At 68.0% G+C, this 18571-nt stretch carries 19 protein-coding genes and 1 pseudogene; 11 read left to right on the forward strand and 9 right to left on the reverse strand.

The window, feature by feature from the left end:
* Positions 1-42: 42 nt before the first annotated feature.
* Positions 43-345, forward strand: coding sequence for a thiamine-binding protein (locus VGP60_RS33380; RefSeq protein WP_327552157.1), 303 nt, complete (start codon positions 43-45; stop codon positions 343-345).
* On the opposite strand, the gene VGP60_RS33385 is transcribed toward VGP60_RS33380, so the two are convergent.
* Positions 301-495, reverse strand: coding sequence for a hypothetical protein (locus VGP60_RS33385; RefSeq protein WP_327552158.1), 195 nt, complete (start codon positions 493-495; stop codon positions 301-303). The two genes, VGP60_RS33380 and VGP60_RS33385, sit on opposite strands and share 45 nt — an antisense overlap.
* 86 nt (positions 496-581) lie before the next feature.
* Between VGP60_RS33385 and VGP60_RS33390 the strand changes: the two genes are divergently transcribed.
* Together VGP60_RS33390 and VGP60_RS33395 are read left to right on the forward strand one after the other, a co-directional pair.
* Positions 582-1574, forward strand: a complete 993-nt coding sequence (locus tag VGP60_RS33390; RefSeq protein ID WP_327552159.1) for a GlxA family transcriptional regulator — start codon at positions 582-584, stop codon at positions 1572-1574.
* Positions 1571-2557, forward strand: coding sequence for a tetratricopeptide repeat protein (locus tag VGP60_RS33395; RefSeq protein ID WP_327552160.1), 987 nt, complete (start codon positions 1571-1573; stop codon positions 2555-2557). The genes VGP60_RS33390 and VGP60_RS33395 overlap by 4 nt, the downstream gene beginning before the upstream one ends.
* 67 nt (positions 2558-2624) lie before the next feature.
* Here the strand turns inward: VGP60_RS33395 and VGP60_RS33400 are convergent, their stop codons facing one another.
* Positions 2625-4070, reverse strand: coding sequence for a neutral zinc metallopeptidase (locus VGP60_RS33400; protein ID WP_327552161.1), 1446 nt, complete (start codon positions 4068-4070; stop codon positions 2625-2627).
* Between the two features lie 131 nt (positions 4071-4201).
* Between VGP60_RS33400 and glgP the strand changes: the two genes are divergently transcribed.
* On the forward strand, positions 4202-6757 hold the full coding sequence (gene glgP / locus VGP60_RS33405; RefSeq protein WP_327552162.1) for an alpha-glucan family phosphorylase: 2556 nt from the start codon (positions 4202-4204) through the stop codon (positions 6755-6757).
* A gap of 270 nt (positions 6758-7027) precedes the next feature.
* On the opposite strand, the gene VGP60_RS33410 is transcribed toward glgP, so the two are convergent.
* A complete protein-coding gene (locus tag VGP60_RS33410) occupies positions 7028-7423 on the reverse strand; it encodes a rhodanese-like domain-containing protein (RefSeq protein ID WP_327552163.1) in 396 nt (131 codons plus the stop codon).
* A complete protein-coding gene (locus tag VGP60_RS33415; protein WP_327552164.1) occupies positions 7420-7965 on the reverse strand; it encodes a cysteine dioxygenase family protein in 546 nt (181 codons plus the stop codon). The genes VGP60_RS33410 and VGP60_RS33415 overlap by 4 nt, the downstream gene beginning before the upstream one ends.
* Positions 7966-8318: 353 nt before the next feature.
* Between VGP60_RS33415 and VGP60_RS33420 the strand changes: the two genes are divergently transcribed.
* The 5 genes and pseudogenes from VGP60_RS33420 to VGP60_RS33440 all read left to right on the forward strand — a co-directional run.
* A complete protein-coding gene (locus VGP60_RS33420) occupies positions 8319-9131 on the forward strand; it encodes an ABC transporter ATP-binding protein (protein ID WP_327552165.1) in 813 nt (270 codons plus the stop codon).
* A gap of 62 nt (positions 9132-9193) precedes the next feature.
* Positions 9194-9973 (forward strand): enoyl-CoA hydratase/isomerase family protein, encoded by a 780-nt coding sequence (locus VGP60_RS33425; RefSeq protein ID WP_327552166.1) that lies wholly within the window; start codon positions 9194-9196, stop codon positions 9971-9973.
* Positions 9974-9975: 2 nt separating this feature from the next.
* The gene (locus VGP60_RS33430; RefSeq protein WP_327552167.1) at positions 9976-10929 is read left to right on the forward strand and encodes a class I SAM-dependent methyltransferase; all 954 of its coding nucleotides are present in this window, start codon (positions 9976-9978) and stop codon (positions 10927-10929) included.
* Position 10930: 1 nt separating this feature from the next.
* On the forward strand, positions 10931-12103 hold the full coding sequence (locus VGP60_RS33435) for a class I SAM-dependent methyltransferase (protein ID WP_327552168.1): 1173 nt from the start codon (positions 10931-10933) through the stop codon (positions 12101-12103).
* Between the two features lie 114 nt (positions 12104-12217).
* Positions 12218-12863 (forward strand): annotated as a pseudogene (locus VGP60_RS33440) (HAD family acid phosphatase); the annotation flags it as partial.
* An 8-nt stretch (positions 12864-12871) separates the two neighbouring features.
* On the opposite strand, the gene VGP60_RS33445 reads toward VGP60_RS33440, so the two are convergent.
* The 3 genes from VGP60_RS33445 to VGP60_RS33455 form a co-directional block, all read right to left on the reverse strand.
* On the reverse strand, positions 12872-13852 hold the full coding sequence (locus VGP60_RS33445) for a chitinase (RefSeq protein WP_414640447.1): 981 nt from the start codon (positions 13850-13852) through the stop codon (positions 12872-12874).
* Positions 13853-14035: 183 nt separating this feature from the next.
* Positions 14036-14641, reverse strand: coding sequence for a hypothetical protein (locus VGP60_RS33450; protein ID WP_327552169.1), 606 nt, complete (start codon positions 14639-14641; stop codon positions 14036-14038).
* Positions 14642-14690: 49 nt separating this feature from the next.
* The gene (locus VGP60_RS33455; RefSeq protein ID WP_327552170.1) at positions 14691-15371 is read right to left on the reverse strand and encodes a hypothetical protein; all 681 of its coding nucleotides are present in this window, start codon (positions 15369-15371) and stop codon (positions 14691-14693) included.
* A gap of 612 nt (positions 15372-15983) precedes the next feature.
* Here VGP60_RS33455 and VGP60_RS33460 point away from each other — a divergent pair.
* Positions 15984-16721 carry a class I SAM-dependent methyltransferase gene (locus VGP60_RS33460; protein WP_327552171.1) on the forward strand — a complete coding sequence of 246 codons (738 nt, stop codon included), beginning with the start codon at positions 15984-15986 and terminating at the stop codon, positions 16719-16721.
* On the opposite strand, the gene VGP60_RS33465 is transcribed toward VGP60_RS33460, so the two are convergent.
* The gene (locus VGP60_RS33465) at positions 16702-17295 is read right to left on the reverse strand and encodes a TetR/AcrR family transcriptional regulator (RefSeq protein WP_327552172.1); all 594 of its coding nucleotides are present in this window, start codon (positions 17293-17295) and stop codon (positions 16702-16704) included. The genes VGP60_RS33460 and VGP60_RS33465 overlap by 20 nt on opposite strands.
* Before the next feature lie 113 nt (positions 17296-17408).
* On the opposite strand from VGP60_RS33465, the gene VGP60_RS33470 reads away from it, so the two are divergent.
* Positions 17409-18302, forward strand: a complete 894-nt coding sequence (locus VGP60_RS33470; RefSeq protein ID WP_327552173.1) for an SDR family oxidoreductase — start codon at positions 17409-17411, stop codon at positions 18300-18302.
* On the opposite strand, the gene VGP60_RS33475 is transcribed toward VGP60_RS33470, so the two are convergent.
* Positions 18280-18522 carry a hypothetical protein gene (locus tag VGP60_RS33475; protein ID WP_327552174.1) on the reverse strand — a complete coding sequence of 81 codons (243 nt, stop codon included), beginning with the start codon at positions 18520-18522 and terminating at the stop codon, positions 18280-18282. The genes VGP60_RS33470 and VGP60_RS33475 overlap by 23 nt on opposite strands.
* Positions 18523-18571: the final 49 nt, after the last annotated feature.

Raw genomic sequence — 18571 nt, forward strand, 5'->3', positions numbered from 1 at the left:
CCATATTTCCGCTAAATCCCCGCCGATTCGAGGAGTTGGAAGATGATCGTCGCCTTCAGCGTGAGTCCCTCAGGTGCCGCCGAGGACGGTGGAGTCAGTGAAGCCGTGTCCCGCGCTGTCCGGGTGGTACGCGAATCCGGGCTGCCGAACTCGACGAACGCGATGTTCACGAACATCGAAGGCGAGTGGGACGAGGTGATGGCCGTCGTCAAAGCCGCGGTCGAGGCGGCCGGAGAGGGTTCGGCACGGGTCGGGCTGGTGCTGAAGGCCGACATCCGGCCGGGCTTCGACGAGGGACAGCTAAGCGCCAAAGTGGAGCGGATCGAGCAGCATCTGCAGCCGTGAGCGTGGCTTGCGTCGCGGTGTCGGTGCTTCCGGTGGTTCCAGCGCGGCGAGATCGGCCTGGGTACGGCTGAGGTCGCGGTCTTCGATGTCGGATTCCCAGCCGACCCGGTGGCCTTGCTGGGACTGGTGGGCGAACACGGTGAAGGTCATGGCAGTAAGTTTGCGCTCAGCTAATTAGTGCCACCAGTGGCAGATCTGACGTTGTGCCGCAATATCCTGCCATCTATGCTGACGTGATGCTGCGCACCATCGCCTGCCTGCTGATCGACGGGGTTTCGCCGTTCGAGTTCGGCACCGTCTGTGAAGTCTTCGGCATCGACCGCACCGAGGACGGCGTGCCGAAGATGGAGTTGCGGATCTGTGGTGAGCAGGCCGGCGTGCCCGTCGGGGCGGACGTCGGCGTCCGGATGATCCCCGAGTTCGGCCTCGGCGGGTTCGACGGCGCCGACCTCATCGCCATCCCCGCCACCCGCATCCGGGACAGCTATCCGCCCGCCGTGCTCGACGCGCTGCGCGCCGCGCACGCCAAGGGCGCCATGATCCTCACCGTCTGCAGTGGCGCGTTCCTGCTCGGCGCGTCAGGGCTGCTGGACGGGCGCCGGTGTACCACGCACTGGCGGCACGCCGACGAGTTCCAGCGTCGCTATCCCTCCGCTGACGTGAACCCCGATGTGCTGTTCGTCGACGACGGCGACATCGTCACCAGCGCGGGGACGGCCGCGGGCATCGACGCGTGCCTGCATCTGGTGCGCCGCGAGCTGGGCTCCGGCGTGGCGACGGCCATCGCCCGGCGCATGGTCGTGCCGCCGCAACGCGACGGCGGGCAGCGACAGTTCGTCGATCTCCCGATGCCCGAAGGCACCGGCGACAGTCTCGAGCCGGTGCTCACCTGGATGCTCGGGAACCTCGCCGAGGACCACCCCGTCGCCGCGCTCGCCCGCCGCGCGCGGATGTCCGAGCGGACCTTCGCGCGGCGGTTCGTCGCCGAAACCGGGACGACGCCGACCCGCTGGCTCTCACTGCAGCGCGTGCTGCACGCGCGGCATCTGCTCGAGGAGACCGACCTCGGCGTCGAGGAGGTCGCCAGGCAATGCGGGTTCAGCACCTCGGCGTTGCTGCGCCATCACTTTCACAAGATCGTCGGCGTGCCGCCCAACGACTACCGGCGTACGTTTTCGGACCGGCCCTCAGTGAAACCCGCGCGAGACCGTGCCAGGATGGAAGCGTGACACATCCACGCGGATCAGCAGCGAAGTCGGCGGCGATGTCCGCCGCACTATCCGGCGCGGTGGACCTTTCCGCGCTCAAGGCCCGTGCCGACGCGGCGCGCCAACAGCCCTCGGGCCCGCCGAGCGCGCCCCCCGGCCCTGGCGACCCCACCGCACCGCCTGCCGAGGCGGGCGCCGCGGTCTTCGAGGTCACCGAAGCCAGCTTCCAGGCCGACGTCGTCGAGCGGTCCCTCCAGCAGTTGATCGTCGTCGACCTGTGGGCCGAGTGGTGCGGGCCCTGCAAGCAGCTCAGCCCCGTGCTGGAGCGGCTCGCGGCCGAGAGCAACGGCGCCTGGGCGCTCGCCAAGGTCGACGTCGACGCCAACCCCCGGATCGCGCAGCTCTTCGGCGTGCAGTCGATCCCGACGATCGTCGCCGTCGGCGGCGGCCAGCCGGTGGACGCCTTCTCCGGCGCGCTGCCGGAGCCGGAGATCCGCAAGTGGCTCGATTCGCTCCTGGACGCCCTGCGGGACAAGCTCCCCGGCATCCGCGCGGCCGAGGAGAACGGCAGCGCCGAGCCCGTCGAAGAGCCCGAAGACCCCCGCTTCGTCGAGGCCGAAGACGCGTTCGAGCGCGGCGACTTCGCCGACGCCCAGGCCGCCTACGAGCGGATCCTCGACGTCGAGCCCGCCAACGAGCAGGCGAAGGCCGCGCTGGTCCAGGTCAAGTTCGCGGCCAGGGCCAGCACCGTCGACCCGTCGTCGGTGGCCCGCGCGGACGCCGCCCCCGAAGACATCGATGCCCAGCTCGCGGCGGCGGACTTCGAGGTCTCCGAACAGCGCGCCGAGGCCGGTTTCGACCGCCTCATCGCCGCTGTCCGCCGGACCAACGGCGACGAGCGGAACCGGGTCCGCGAACACCTCGTGGAGCTGTTCGACCTCTTCGACCCGGCCGACGACCGCGTCATGAAGGCCCGCCGAGGCCTGGCGAGCGCCCTCTTCTAGTCCCCCGGGAATATGTCGACACGCTCCGCGCCCGGGGAAAGTGTCGACATATTCCCCGGCGTGGGACTTAGCTGAAGTCCTTCGAGCAGACGGCTGAGGTCTCCAGGTAGCCCTTACGCAGCGCCCGCACCCGCGAGAATCCGTTGGCCGGACGGGCGCCGTTGACGTCGGCCGACACCAGGCTGTCCGGCTGCAGCAGCTCCGCGATGGCCTCGTCGAGGTCACCGGGGGACAGGCGCAGCACGCCGGGGCTGTCGGTCACCTTCGCCCACGCGCCGACCAGGCAAGCCGTGCGGAGCCCCGCGTTCGGGTTGTCCAGCGACGCCCCGACGCCCTTCTGGATGCCCAGCGCGTACCGCGAAGCGATCTCGGCGAACGCGGCGAAGTCGCCCATGCCGCCGGGGTCGCTGCCTTCGGCCTCGGCCTGCCGGTCGATCGGCTGGGCCAGCGCGGTGAGCGCGGGCAGGTCGATGCTGACGGTGTTGTTGTCCGCGCAGTAGGACGCGGGCGGGGTGCCCTTGCCGCCGGGGCATTTGCCGCCCTGGTTGACGATCGCCGGTCCCGGCACGCCGGCGCCCCCGAACGCCGCGTCCAGGCTCTTCTTGAGGACGTCGACTCCTGCCTGGTTGAACTTCTCGTCGCCCTTGCCGGTGTCCTGCTTCGCGAACGGCTGCTCGGTGATGCGGGCCTTGACGTTGGCCTCGTTCATCGCGGCGCAGTCCTTCGGGGTCTTCTCGAACCCGGTCTGGAAGGCGAAGGTGCGGTCGAACGCCGTGCCGTGCGCGCCGCGTTCGGTGGCGGCGTTGCCTGCCGGGTCGCGGATGAAGAACAGCGCGGCGAGCACCTGGTTCAGGCCCTCGGCGGTGGACACCCGGTAGAGGGCGCTCTTACCTTCGGCGACCCAGCGGAAGTAACCGCCGGCGAAGCAGTCCGCCTGCTGCTCGGTGACGATCGTCGGGGTGTTCTTGGTGATCCCGGCCTTCTCGCCGAGCCGGAACTGCACGGCGTGGCCGAACTCGTGCGCTAGCACGGTCACCACGGACATCGTGCCGAAGCGCTTCTCCAGCATCGGCAGCAGCACGCCGCGATCCCAGGCGACGGAGTCGTCGCCCCGGCAGTAGAAGGCGTTGACGAGGCCCTTGGTGCTGCCGCACGCCGTCGTCTGCTCGGTGCCCTTCGCGTCGTAGGACAGCAGGGACTTCACCGGCTCGAAAGGCATGCTGAAGTTGGTGGGCAGGAACTCGGCCCAGTACTTCTCGACGTCGGCGATCGCGGACGTCGCGAGCCTGTCGATCTCGCCGTCGTCGGCGTTCTTGACGTCCAGATTCGGCATCGGGGCGTCGGGCTTCAGGCCGCTCTCGAAGTGTGTCACCGGCAGGCCCGCGACGTTCCCCTGATCCAACGCGCCGGGCAGCGAAGCGATGCCACCACCGCCCGAACAGGCCGTGGTGAAGCCGAGCGTTGCTGCGACAAGGATCGCGACCAGAACCGGCCGCCTTCCCCCGTGGATCATGATCACTTGCTCCCCAACTGTGTCCGATGCCGCATCAGGTGCACCCTACCCAGCATCTTTCGGGGGTGTGCGCGTTATCCCCATACCGGCGCGGAAGCGGGCGCGGGGCCGGGCAGATATGGTCGCGCACCATGAGAGCAGTCCGTCGGTTCACCGTCCGCGCGAGCTTGCCGGAGCAGCTTGCCGGGCTAGGCGCCTTGGCCACCAACCTCCGGTGGACGTGGCATCCCCCGACCCGGGACCTCTTCGCGTCCATGGACGCCGAGCTGTTCGACAAGATCCGCGACCCGCTGCGCATGCTGACGGCGTTGCCCCCGGCACGGCTCGCGGAGCTGGCCGTCGACGAGGAATTCCTCGAGCGCGCCCGGGTGCTGACGGCCGATCTCGATCGGTACCTCTCAGAGCCACGCTGGTACCAGCGGCGTGGCGAGGACCGGCCGGAACAGCCCGGGGCCGTCGCGTACTTCTCGATGGAGTTCGGTGTGACCGAGGCGCTGCCGAACTACTCGGGCGGGCTCGGGGTCCTGGCGGGTGACCATCTCAAAGCGGCGTCCGATCTGGGCGTGCCGATGATCGGTGTCGGGTTGCTCTATCGCGCGGGGTACTTCCGGCAGTCGCTGTCGCTCGACGGCTGGCAGGTCGAGCACTACCCGGTGATCGACCCGAACGCGTTCCCGCTGGAGCTGCTGGTCGAAGACGGCAAGCCGGTGCTGGTCGACGTCGCGATGCCGGGGGCCGCGCGGGAGCTGCAGGCACAGATCTGGAAGGCGAACGTCGGCCGGATCCCGTTGCTGCTGCTGGACACCGACATCGACGAGAACGACGAGGACCTGCGGAAGGTCACCGACCGGCTGTACGGCGGCGACGCCGATCATCGGATCCGCCAGGAGATCCTGGCCGGGATCGGCGGCTTCCGCGCGGTGCGGCGGTACTGCGCGATGACCGGGCATCCGCAGCCGAAGGTGTTCCACACCAACGAAGGGCACGCCGGGTTCCTGGGCCTGGAACGGGCCAGCGAGATCATCCAGGCCGACAAGCTGGGCTTCGACGAGGCCCTGTCCGCGGTGCGCGCCGGGACGGTGTTCACCACGCACACGCCGGTCAGCGCGGGTATCGACCGCTTTCCGGTCGACCTGGTGACGCGGTATTTCGGCGACGGACGGCTGGTGCCCGCCATCGAGCTGCGGCAGGTGCTCGCGCTGGGCGCGGAGGACAACCCCGGCATGTTCAACATGGCCCATATGGGTTTGCGGCTGGCTCAGCGGGCCAACGGCGTGTCGAAGTTGCACGGCCGGGTGTCGCGGCGGATGTTTTCCCGGCTCTGGCCGAACTTCGACGAAAACGAGGTGCCGATCTCGTCGGTGACCAACGGCGTCCACGGCCCGACTTGGGTGGCGCGCGAGCTGAGCGCGTTGCTCGGCGGCAACGACGAGGAATGGGGTGTCGACGGGCGCGGCGAGGCTGGGCAGTCGATGCGCGAGCGGGTCACGGACGAGCGGCTTTGGGCGTTGCGGCGCGAGTTGAAGGAGAAGCTCGTCGCCGAGGTACGGCGGCGGGTCCGGGCGGCTTGGCTGCAGCGCGGCGCTTCGCCGTTGGAGCTGGGATGGACCGACTCGGTTTTCGACCCTGACGTGCTGACTGTCGGGTTCGCGCGTCGGGTGCCTACGTACAAGCGGCTGACGCTGATGCTGCGTGACGCGGACCGGTTGCGCGCTTTGCTGCTGGACGAGGATCGGCCTATTCAGGTGGTCGTGGCGGGGAAGTCGCATCCGGCTGATGAGGGTGGCAAGGCGCTTATTCAGCAGATTGTTCGCTTCGTGGATGACCCGGCGGTGCGGCATCGGATCGTGTTCCTGCCGGATTACGATATGTCGATGGCCCGGTATCTTTATCGGGGTTGCGATATCTGGTTGAACAATCCGGTGCGGCCGTTGGAAGCTTGCGGGACTTCGGGGATGAAGTCGGCGTTGAACGGTGGATTGAACCTGTCCATTCGGGATGGATGGTGGGATGAGCTTTATGACGGTAGCAACGGTTGGGCGATTCCCACTGCGGACGGGGTGACCGATCCGTTGCGGCGGGACGATCTCGAGGCCGCGGCGTTGTACGACTTGCTGGGCCAGCAGATCGGGCCGTTGTTTTATGACCGGGACGCTCAGGGGGTTCCCGGTGGGTGGATGTCGATGATCTGGCATACGCTCGAGACTTTGGGTCCGCGAGTGCAGGCTTCTCGGATGGTTCGGGAATATGTCGAGTCCGGGTATGTTCCCGCGGCTCGAATGGTGGCCGAGGCGACCGGGGATGATTATCGGGGGGCTCGGTCTTTGTCCGAGTACCGGACCAAGTTGGGGATTTCTTGGGGCCGGGTGGTCATTTTTGATTCCGAGCTGGTGGTGGAGGCTCAGGATTCTTTGGTGGTGGGGACCGAGGTTCAGGTCAAGGCCCGGATCGATCTGGCCGGGTTGACGCCTGACGACGTGGATGTCCAGGCCGTGGTGGGGAAGGTCGGGGACAGCGACGAGCTGGCGGATGTGGTGACTGTCGCGATGGATTCGACCGGGATCGGGGAGTTCACGGCGAAGCTTCGGCTGCCGCATGCCGGGTCTTTGGGTTACACCGTCCGGGTTCTTCCGCGACACCCCCTGCTCGCCAGCTCCGCCGAACTGGCGAAGGTCGTCCTGGCCTAGCTCCCCAGGGGGCGCTGAAGGTTCGCCATCTGTCGACAGATGGCGACCTCTTGCGCGCGAGACACACGTGCTGGGGTGACCGGCCCGGCCGACGTTCGCACGGCTGGTTCGTCGCGGCTTAGCCGTGGCATGAACGGACCTTTCATCTCGTTTTTTGAGATGAAAGGTCCGTTCATTTCAGTCCTGAGGTTGGCGGCCGCGTGTTTTGCACGAAAGTCGACTCGAGGTGGTGGCGCCGGGGTGTGGTGCGTACTCAAGGTTGGTGCGGGACTAAGGGATGGCGGGGGTGCCGCCGGGGGTGGTGGGGAGGCCGGCGGACTTCCAGGCTCGGTAGCCGCCGATCAGGTCGGTGGCGTGCGGGAGGCCCAGGCGTTGCAGGTCCGCCGCCGCGAGGCTGGAGGCGTAGCCCTCGTTGCAGACGACGATGATCGGCGCGTCCGGGTTCGCCTGGGGGATCTTCCAGTCGCTGGTGGGGTCCAGCCGCCATTCCAGGTGGATGCGTTCGATCGGGATCGCACCGGGGATTTCGCCCTCTTCCGCGCGGTTCGCGTGCGGGCGGATGTCGACGATCAGGGCACCGTCGGCTTGCAGGCGTTGGGCTTCCGCCGGGTCCGCGCGGTCGAGCTTCGAACGCGCGGACCCGATGGCGTCGTCGATGTGGCTCACCGGAACAGTATCGCCGGAAGCGGTGCGATTTCGGCGGGGACGTCGGCGAGGGTGGTGTATTCGCGCGTCGCGACCAAGGGTGGCGAGTAGGCGTGGACGCTGGCGGCGCTACCGGTCCCCGCGCCGGACATCTGGTGTGCGCGGCCGGCGCCGAAGCCGATGCCTTGGCCCGCGAAGTGCGCGCGCCGGCGGACCGGGCCACCGGGGTAGCGGTACTCTTCGGCCAGTTCGCCCTGCAGCACGGTGAACGAGCCCGACGCGCCGCCGTGGTCGTGGGGCTTGGTCTGCTGGCCGGGCAGCCAGGAGAGCAGCCACAGTTCGACGCCGCCGGTCAGCGCCAGGCGGGCCCACCAGCGCTGGTCTTCGTCGAAGCGCAGGAGACCGCGCAGGCTGGTGGTGAGTTCGGCGGCGACGGTGTTCGTCAGGTCGACGAGTTCCCGTGCGGTCCACAGCTGTCGGGTGGGGTGCAGCAGGTCCGCGAGCAGCGGGTCGGTGAGCTGCGGGTGGATCTCGACGTCGGAATGGACGATCGACTGGGTCATGAAGTGCTCCAGGTGAGTGCGCGATGGGTGAATGCACGGAGCGCGACACGGGGAGCGAACCGAGCACAGGGCTCGGAAACGAAAAGAGGGCTCAGCCGTCGTGCCGCGCGGGCATACAGCCTGCGGAGGCGACGAGGAGCAGATCGACGGTGCGGTCGCGCCAGAAAGAGCCCCCGATGGCGGGGAAGGCGGTGGACGCGGACCGGATCACCCCCCGATCCTGCCACAGCCGCGGCGTGATCGGTGAACACACAGCGAACCGTTCCAATTACTGGGACCGCGATGACCTGCCTCTTCGCCGCGGAGGGGCATGCCGTTGTGACACCCGGATCGGCAGTAGACACAATGGTCTTGTGAGTGAGTCCTCCCTGCCCAGCGACCTTGACGATCTCGTGGTTCGGATGGCCGGTGTCGGCGTCCGGCGCGGGCACAACGAGCTGCTCGCCGACCTCGACTGGAGCGTCGAACTCGACGAGCGCTGGGTGGTGCTCGGCCCGAACGGCGCGGGCAAGACCACACTGCTCCGACTCGCCGCCGCCGAGATGCACCCGACTTCCGGCACCGTCCACCTGCTCGGTGAGCAGATGGGGCGCGTCAGCATCTTCGAGCTGCGCCCGCGCATCGGCTTCACCTCCGCCGCGATCGCCGGCCGGGTCCCCGGCGACGAGATCGTGCGCGACGTCGTCGTCAGCGCCGGGTACGCGGTCCTCGGCCGCTGGCGTGAGGCATACGACACATTGGACACTGAGCGCGCCGACGAGCTGCTCGCGTCGCTGGGCATCCCGCATCTCGCGGAGCGCACCTTCGGCACGCTGTCCGAGGGCGAGCGCAAGCGCGCGCTCATCGCCCGTTCGCTGATGACCGACCCCGAGATGCTGCTGCTCGACGAGCCGGCGGCCGGGCTGGACCTCGGCGGCCGTGAGGACCTGGTCGCGCGGCTTTCCTCGTTGGCGATGGACCCGGAGGCCCCGGCGATGGTGCTGGTCACGCACCACGTCGAGGAGATCCCGCCCGGTTTCACCCACGCGCTGCTCTTGCGCGACGGCCACGCCGTGGTTTCGGGTCTGATGGACGACGTGATCACCAGTGAGAACCTGTCCAAGACCTTCGACCAGGATCTTCTGCTCGAGCGGTCCGGTGACCGGTTCTTCGCCCGTCGTCGGTAACCTGTTCTACTCCCCGGTAGCCTTCGGTATGCCAAGGGAAACAGCGCGTCGAGGAGGATGGCATGGGTGAGTTCGTAAGCCTTGAAGTTGAGGCCGGTGTCGGCACGATCAGGCTCGATCGCCCGCCGGTCAACGCGCTGAACAACCAGGTGCAGATCGAGCTCGCCCTGGCCGCCAAAGAGGCCAGTGAGCGTGACGACGTCCGCGCGGTGATCATCCACGGCGGGCCCAAGGCCTTCGTGGGTGGCGCGGACATCAAGGAGATGGCCGACAAGTCCTATGTGGAGATGGCGAAGTTCGGTGCCGCGCTGACGGCGTCGCTCACGGCCGTCGCGCAGATCCCGAAGCCCACGGTCGCCGCGATCACCGGGTACGCCCTCGGCGGCGGGCTGGAGCTCGCGCTCGCCGCGGACCGCCGTATCGCCGGGGACAACGTGAAGGTCGGCCAGCCGGAGATCCAGCTCGGCATCATCCCCGGCGCCGGCGGCACGCAGCGTCTCGCGCGGCTGATCGGCCCGAGCAAGGCCAAGGACCTCATCTTCACCGGCCGGTTCGTGAAGGCCCACGAGGCACGCGAGCTGGGCATCCTCGACGAGGTCGTGGCCCCGGACGACGTCTACGAAGCCGCGCTGAAATGGGCCTCGCAGTTCGTGAACGGCCCGGCCGTGGCGCTTCGGGCCGCGAAGGCCGCGATCGACGGCGGCCTCAACACCGACCTGGAGACCGGGCTCAAGCTCGAGACCAGCCTGTTCACCGCGTTGTGGGCGACCGAAGACCAGGCGAACGGCATGCGGTCGTTCATCGAGAACGGGCCCGGCAAGGCCACTTTCGAGGGGAAGTAACAGTGACGGATCCGGCTCCGCACCCGCACGCCACCGCCGAAGAGGTCCAGGCGGCCTTCTCCGACCCGAAGCTCGCGAACGTGCTCTACCACGACTGGGAGGCGGGCACTTACGACGAGAAGTGGTCGATCTCCTACGACGAGCGCTGCATCTCCTACGCCACCAACGTCTTCAACGCCGTCGCCGGTGAAGACGGCCAGCCGTACCCGACGGCGATGGAACTGGGCAGTGGCACCGGTTTCTTCCTGTTGAACCTGATGCAGGGCGGCGTGATCAAGAAGGGCTCGGTCACCGACCTCTCGCCCGGCATGGTTCAGGTCGCGCTGCGCAACGCCCAGTCGCTGGGCCTCGACGTCGACGGCCGCGTGGCCGACGCCGAGCGCATCCCGTATGCGGACAACTCGTTCGACCTCGTCGTCGGACACGCTGTGCTGCACCACATCCCGGACGTGCAGGCCGCGTTCCGCGAGGTGCTGCGCGTGCTCAAGCCCGGCGGCCGGTTCGTGTTCGCCGGTGAGCCGACGACGATCGGCAACGCGTACGCCCGCAAGCTCGGCCAGCTGACTTGGTTCCTGACCACGAAGGTCACCAAGATCCCGGCGCTGGCCTCGTGGCGGCGTCCGCAGGAGGAGCTCGACGAGTCGTCGCGCGCCGCCGCGCTCGAAGCCGTCGTCGACATCCACACCTTCGACCCGGCGGAGCTGGAGCAGCTCGCGCGCGGTGCGGGTGGCCAGGACGTCAAGGCGGTCACCGAGGAGTTCGCGGCCGCGCTCGCCGGTTGGCCGATCCGGACGTTCGAAGCGGCTGTGCCGCAGGAAAAGCTGACCCTGCGCTGGCGGCTGTTCGCCTACAAGCTGTGGATCCAGCTGTCCGCTTTGGACAAGAACGTGCTGTCGAAGATCCTGCCGCGCAACCTGTTCTACAACGTGATGATCACCGGGACCAAACGGTCCTAAGTTGCCTTACGGGTTCTCGCTCGACGACGTCGCGTTCCTGCGTTCGGCGTCCGGTTCGGCGGCGGTGGCCGGCTGTGCCACGTTGGCGCTGACCGACGCCACCCGGATCGCGGACGTCGCCGCGGCCCGGCGGATCGCGGGTGAGGAACACGCGGCCGCGGTCATCGAAACCGTGGTGCTGCGCCGAAAAGCCATGTCCAAAGTGGATGATTCGGAGGCGTGGCTGTTCACCGGCGACGCGCTGCAGCAGGCGAGCGCGACGCTGGTGGCCCGGCATCGGGCGAGCCGGTTGACTGGGCTCGACGTCCACGACGTCACGTGTTCGGTCGGTGCTGACCTGGTCGAGATCGCCCGCGTCGCCCGGCGCTGCGTCGGGTCCGATTTGGACGAAGTGCGCTTGGCGATGGCAAGCCACAACTCCGCCGAAGCGGGTGTCGCGCCCGTTCTGGTCCGAGCGGACGCCCTGCATCCGGCGAGTCGCGACACGGTCGTCGTCGCCGATCCAGCTCGCCGTGATTCGTCCGGCAGGCGCTCGTGGCGTCCGGCGGATTTCCTTCCCCCGCTTGACAAGTTGGTCGACGCTTATCCGGGCCGGGACCTGGCGGTGAAATGCGCGCCGGGGCTCGACCGCGACGATATGCCGTGGGCGGACGAGGTCGAGCTCGTCTCGCTCGACGGCCAGGTGCGCGAAGCCTGCCTCTGGCGAGGCGACATCGCGACAGTGTCTACACGGGCCACTGTGCTTCGCTCGGACGGTACACAGTGGACGATCACCGACGACGATCCCGACGACATCCCGGCCGCCGAACCGGGTCAGTGGATTATCGATCCGGACGGCGCTGTCGTGCGGGCGGGCCTGGTCCGCCACTACGGCGCCCGGCACGGCCTGTGGCAGCTCGACGAGCGGATCGCCTATCTCACCGGTGACACCCCGCCGCCCGGTGTCCGCGCCTTCCAGGTGCTGGAACACGGGCCGTACAACGAAAAGACCCTCCGCGCGCTGCTGCGGAAACACGAGATCGGCCGCCTCGAAATCCTGATCCGCGGCCTCGACATCGATCCCGACGCCCTGCGCAAACGGCTCAAGCTGCGGGGTTCAGCCGAGGCGAGCGTGGTGCTGACCCGCATCGGCCGGTCGCCGGTCGCGTTCCTTTGCCGGGCCGCCCGCACCTGAGACGATGCCCTGCAGACTCAACGGCCGTTGATCGTTTAGGGTCCGTTCGTCCTTTACCGAGGAGCTCTCGTGCCGCGTCCGCGCTCGCCACCACCGGCGACGCCGCGCACTCCGCCCGGCAACATCGGCCAGGTCAAGCTCGACGTCAAGGCCTACTACGGCGACTACGCCGACGCCGCGGGCAAGCACCACTACTCGGACACGAGCCAGTGGGCCAAGGAGACGGCGAAGCAGGTCGCGGACGCGAAGAAGTACCTCGCCAAGCGGTTGCAGAACGGCGTGAAGAACCCGGCGATCGTGCTCGACGTCGACGACACCTCCGAGGTCACCTTCGGCTGGGAGGCCGACAACGACTTCGGCTTCGACCCGGCCAAGCAGCAGACCGCGATCGACAACGGCGAGTTCCCCGCGATCAAGCCGACCCTGGAACTGGCCAACTGGGCCGCGCAGCGCGGCGTCAAGGTCATCTTCCTGACCGGCCGCAACGAGCTGCAGGGCCCGGCTTCGCTGAAGAACCTCGCCAACGGGGGCTTCCCGGCCCCGGCGGCGGCCTACTTCAAGCCGAAGACCACCGCGCCCGCGTACCTGCCGTGCGGCCTGACCTGCAACACCGTGCAATACAAGTCCGGCACCCGCGCGCATATCGCCGCCACCGGCGACACCATCGTGTTGAACCTCGGTGACCAGTTCAGCGACCTCGAAGGCGGCTACGCCGAACGTCCGGTGAAACTGCCGAACCCCGATGTACTACCTGCCCTGACACTGAAGCTAGCCGGTGTAGCCGGCGAAGATCTTGGAGAACTCGTAGGGCGTCTGCGGGATGTTGTTGCAGCGGTACAGCTCGCCGGTACAGGCGTTGGCGTCGCGCCCGACCTCCCAGAACGCGAGCATCCCGGGGTGCGCGGTCTTCGCGAAGGCGACCAGGGCGCGGGCGTCCTTCTGGTAGAAGATCTCGTTGCGGGAGTCGTTCACGCCGAGCATCGGGGTGACGCCGACCTTCTTCCACGCGGCCGCGTCGGCCAGGCCGAGGACCGATTTCACCTGGGCCTGCGTGGCCTTCGCCGCCGAGATCGCTTTCGCGCCTTGGTCTCCGGCGCCTTCGTAGTAGTCCATCGCCATCACGTTGACCAGGTCGAGGTCGACGCCCGCGGCCTTCGCGGCCTTCAGGACGTTGAGCCCGTTGGCGTCGAGGCCGTTCGGGAGCACCGGCAGGGTCAGGGAGATCTTGAGCCCGGGGTTGTTCGTCTGCACGATCTTCAATGCCTGCGAGCGTCGCTGGACCGACGTCGGGTCGGCCACGGCCGCGCCTTCGATGTCGACGTCGATGTACTTCAGGCCGTATGCCTTGACGACGGCGTCGTACTCGGCGGCCAAAGTGGACACACTGCTGCATGCCTGCGCCAGCTCGATGCCGGAGGCGCCGCCGAACGACACCTTCACGTCGCCGCCGGCCGCGCGGATCTTCGCGATTTCGTCGGCTTGCCATCTGGCGCGTGGGTCGTAGGCGCCGAACCAGCTCGCCTTGCAGCCCCATGACGTCACGAAGCCGAGGGTGAAGCCTTTCACGTTCCCGGCGGCCGACATCGCGGACAAACTCGGCGTCGGCCATTCGCCCATGTCGACGTAGGGCGCGACGGGCAGCGGCGAACCGGCCGCGGCCACGGCGGTGCCGGGGACCGCCAAACCCGCCGCGAGCGCGAGCAGTCCGCCGAGCAGGGTAAGGGCGCGCCGGGGAGAGGAGAGTTTCACGAGGACCTCCGTGCCTGGGAAGCATGGGCTTGGTCTAGACCACATTATTGGTATAGACCACGCAGATCCCAGGTCGCCAGCGCCCATTCGGTGCCGCTTCCGGGCACACAGCGAGAGCAAGGGACCTTTACTGCCGTCTCGCGGTAGTAAAGGTCCCTTGATGCCGCTTTTGTCTTGGGCCGATCAGGTGGTGGGGCTCGCCACGATCCATTCGCGGACTTCGTCGTCCCACAGCAGGTCCGACGAGGAGTCCGCATGCTGGCGCAGGGCGTCGGCGACGGCCGGGTAGAGCATCACGACGTCGCGCAGCAGCATCGGGTAGTGCTCTTCCTCGTCCACGGCGTACTGGCCGAAAAAGCTCCAGACCTCCGGGGTGGAGCGCGTGATCTGGTAGATCTTCCGGATCCGCGGCTCGTCGAGGTCCTGCACCTCGGCCAGATCCGGGCTCACCGAGCATTCCAGCTCCGGTGCGAACGGCAGATCCCAATCCTTGACCCAGGTCGCGAGCTCGTCTGGCTCCAGGTCGGCGGGCTCGTAGGACTCGACGAACCAGGTGACCGGCGCTTCGCCCGCCACCGCGACCATGCCCGGCTTCAGGAAGTCCAGCAGCGCCAACTCCGGCAGCAGGACCAGGGCTTCCTCCAGCGTGATGGCGACGATGTTGGACTGGTCCCCGGTCGAGAAGAGCTGCCACTCGTCTTCGACGTCCAGGACCGCGTAACCGATCTTCGCCGGATCCTCCAGCAGGTCTTCTTCGCACAAGACCCGCGAATCCTGGGATTGCCGCACAGTTCCACTCCATTTTCGCTGATTTGGGGTTCGCCCCAGCGTACTGAGGTCAACCCACGAGTCCGCGCAGGACGTCACCGAGGGTGGCGATCCCGTCCTCGATGGCGGTCGACGCGCTCGCGGCGTAGCCCAGGACGAGCCCCGGCCCGCTCGGGCGCTGGTGGTGCCACGACAGCGGCTGGACCTTCACACCGCGCGCGAGTGAACCGGCCGCGAGTTCGGTGTCGGCGAAGTCGGCGTCGAAGGTGACCATCAGGTGCAGCCCGGCCGCGGCGTCGTGCACGACCGCGCCCGGGAGATGGGTGCCGATCGCCTGGACCATCGCGTCCCGCCGACGCCGATGTCGGCCGCGAAGGAACCGCAGCTGACGCTGCATCTCGCCGGACTCCATGAGCTGGGCCAAAACCAGCTGCGGCAGGACGGCGTTGCCGAGGTCGGCGTACCGCTTGGTGGTGATGAGCGGGCACCGGACGCCGGTCGGGAACTGGTGCGCGGGAGTCAGCAGGACGGCCGGCGCGCCGCTTTCGCGTAGGTTGTCGACGCTGATTCCGTCGACGTCGACCGGGATCGGCGGGGTTTCGAGGTTCCAGCTGCGCAGATGCTGCCGTGCTCCGAGCGACCCCGGATCTTCGACGGCGATCGCCGGAAACCCTTCCTGCGAAAGCGTTTGCGCGATCAGGCCGAGTGCCTGCGCGACTCCGGCGACGATGATCACCTCGCCCGGATCCACCCGGATCCACCCGGATCCCGCGGTTGCGCGCCAGCCAGTTCGCGACGGCGTGCCTCAGCACCGGTGTCCCGCTGGGATCTCCGTAGCCGAAGTCGGACGCCGCGAGCTTGTCGAGCACCACACGTTCGGCGCGTAACCACGCCGTGCGCGGGAACGCCGCGAGGTCGGGAGTTCCTGGCGACAGGTCGATCCGAGCGGGCACCGCCCGGATCGCGTCGAAGATGTCCGCGCCGGGCTCGCCCGCGAACAGCGCGTTCGACGTCGGCAGGCCGGTGAGCGCGGCCGTCGGTGCCGCGACGGGTGCCGCGACGACGATCGTCCCGCCGCGTCCGCGCCCGAGCCGCTTGGGATCGAGGTCTCGCGGACCTGCGACGGACAGCGGAGGGCGGCACCTTCACCTACCCGTTTTTCTCAGCCACCGGAAGGAAATCATGATGATCGCGCTCATCGCGTTGGCCGTACCGGTGGCTCCTGGCCTGGCGTCCGTGGTCGCTCGTGGGCAGCACGGACGTCCAAGACCGCGACGCCGACCGAGTCCGGGCCGATCTCCGCGCGGCTGCCGCCGGCAGTAATTCAGTCGCGGGCTCCGAAAGGAGCTGGCAGGTTGGCGGCATGGTCGATCACCAGTTCGCCGATGCCGGGCTCGCCGAGCTATACGACGCGCAGCACCCCTGGGAAAGCCGCGGTGATTACGCCTTCTACTCAGGCTTGGTGATGGCCGCCGAATCCGTGCTCGACGTCGGCTGCGGTACCGGCACGCTGCTGCACGCGGCCAGGGCGGCCGGGCACGCCGGACGGCTCTGCGGGCTCGACCCGGCCGCCGGGATGATCGAGCGGGCCCGCAAGCGCACGGATGTCGAATGGCTGCTCGGGGATCTCACCACGGTCCACTTGGACCGTGAATTCGACCTGATCGTCATGGCAGGCCACGCTTTTCAGGTGTTCGTCACCGACGACGAACTGCGCACCTCGCTCGCGTCGATCCGCTCGGCTCTCACCGAGAACGGCCGCTTCGCGTTCGAGACCCGTAACCCGGCCGCGCGGGCGTGGGAGCGCTGGACGCCGGACAACGTTTCGGAGTTTGTCGACGCCTGTGGCAACACCGTGCGGAGCTGGCACGAGGTCGAGACTCCGCTCGAAGACGATCTCGTCAGCTTCACCACGACGTACACCAGCCCGGCCTGGGACCGTCCACAAGAGAGTCAGAGCACGCTGAGATTCCTTGACGCCGCAGCGCTTTCGACGTTCCTGGCCGAGGTGGGCTTCGTCGTCGACGAGCAGTTCGGGGACTGGGACCAGAGCCTGCTCACCGAAACGAGCCCGGAGATCATCACCCTCGCAGGCCGGTGAGGACTGTTTCGACGATCGTGTCGGCGTACTCGTGGGTGAGCGGGCCTTCGCGGTGCAGCCAGCGACTCCGGAGCGGTCCCCAGATCAACTCCACGGCCACGTCGAGGTCGATTTCGGGCGCGAGTTGCTTGGCTTCTTGAGCTTTGCGGAGCCGTCGGAGTTTGAGCTCCTTCATCGGCTGGTCCACCCGCTCGGTGAAGTCGGCCGCCAGGACCGGGTCGACGAGGATTTCGACCGCCAGCGCACGCATCGGTTCGCTGTACCGCGGCTCGTTCAGTTCGTCGACGGTCGCGCGGAGCACGGTTTTCAGGTCGGCTTCGAGGTCGCCGGTGTCGGGGAGTTCGGCGGCCTCCTCGTCTTGGCCCTCGGTGAGCATCATCAGCGCGTCGAACAGCACCGCGCCCTTCGACGGCCACCAGCGGTAGATCGTCTGCTTGCCCGCGCCGGCTCGCGCCGCGATGCCTTCGATACTGAGCCGGGCGTAGCCGACTTCGCCGACCAGGTCCAACGCGGCGTTGAGGATCGCTTGCCGAGACGTCTGGCTGCGCCTGGCCGCCTTGGGCTGCGGTGTCATGCGGGCAGTTTACCTTTGCGAGACGAGACGGGCCGTCTTGACACGACGGAGAGCTCTGCGTACCTTCAAACGAGTCGAGACGGTCCGTCTCGGCAAAGTGAAGGGAGTCACCCATGACCGGCACTCGCGTTTGGTTCGTCACCGGCGCCAGCCGTGGCCTGGGCCGCGCGTTCACCGAAGCCGCGCTCGCCCGTGGCGACAGTGTGGTCGCCGTGGCGCGCACCCGCCTCGACCTGGAGCCGTCCGAACGGTTGCTCACCCTCCAGGCCGACGTCACCGATCGGGACGCGGTCTTCACCGCCGTCGACACGGCGGTGCGGCACTTCGGTCGTCTCGACGTCGTGGTGAACAACGCTGGTTTCCTCGCGATGGGGATGCTCGAAGAGTTCAGCGAGGCCGAGGCGCGCGCCCAGATGGACACCAACTTCTTCGGCGCGCTCTGGGTCAGCCAAGCCGTGTTGCCGGTGCTGCGGGCCCAGGGATCCGGGCACATCCTGCAGGTCTCCAGCATCGGCGCGCTCAGTGGGTTCGCGCTCTCCGGGATGTACAGCGCGAGCAAGTTCGCCATGGAAGGGATGAGCGAAGCGCTCGCCGCGGAAGCCGCTGGCTTCGGCGTGAAGGTCACCATCGTCGAGCCCGGCGGCTACTGGACCGAGCTCTACACCTCGGGTCTGGCCGCCACCGAGCCGATGGACGTCTACACGCCGCTGCGGGCCGAACTGGAGAAGACGTTCGCCGACGGTTCCGTGGACAGCATGCCGGAGCTCGCCGCCGAAGCCGTCATGAAGCTGGTGGACAGCGACAATCCGCCGCTTCGGCTACTGCTCGGCAGCATGGTCTACGACCTGGCTTTCGAGGTCTCCCAACGGAAAATGGCCACCTGGGCGGCCTGGGAAGAGACCAGCCGCGCCGCTGAACACGGTGTCCCCATGCCCAGCGACTATGCGGTAGCAAGTCCCGCCGACGCGCTCACGAATGCTGACCTCAACTTGGGGCGTCTGCCATGACGAGTGGCTCGAGTTTGCGGTTCAGTTCGTCGTAGTCGGGATAGGCCGGCGACGCGCGGTGTTGCCCCGAATCGCCGACGATCGTCCGGACTTTCGCGCAGTCACCGCTCTCGCGCGACGGCGCCCAGTCGTCACTCATGCGTTCGGTAGCGTTGGAGGGGCCGTTCACGATGATTCGGTGCGGTCCGGGCCCCTGATAGTCGGGCGCCTCTTGGATCATCCGCTACCCCATCTGTCGACAGATGGCGATCTCTTAGCTGCTGAGAGAT

The sequence above is a fragment of the Amycolatopsis sp. genome (assembly GCF_036008905.1).
In the GTDB taxonomy this organism is placed as follows: domain Bacteria; phylum Actinomycetota; class Actinomycetes; order Mycobacteriales; family Pseudonocardiaceae; genus Amycolatopsis.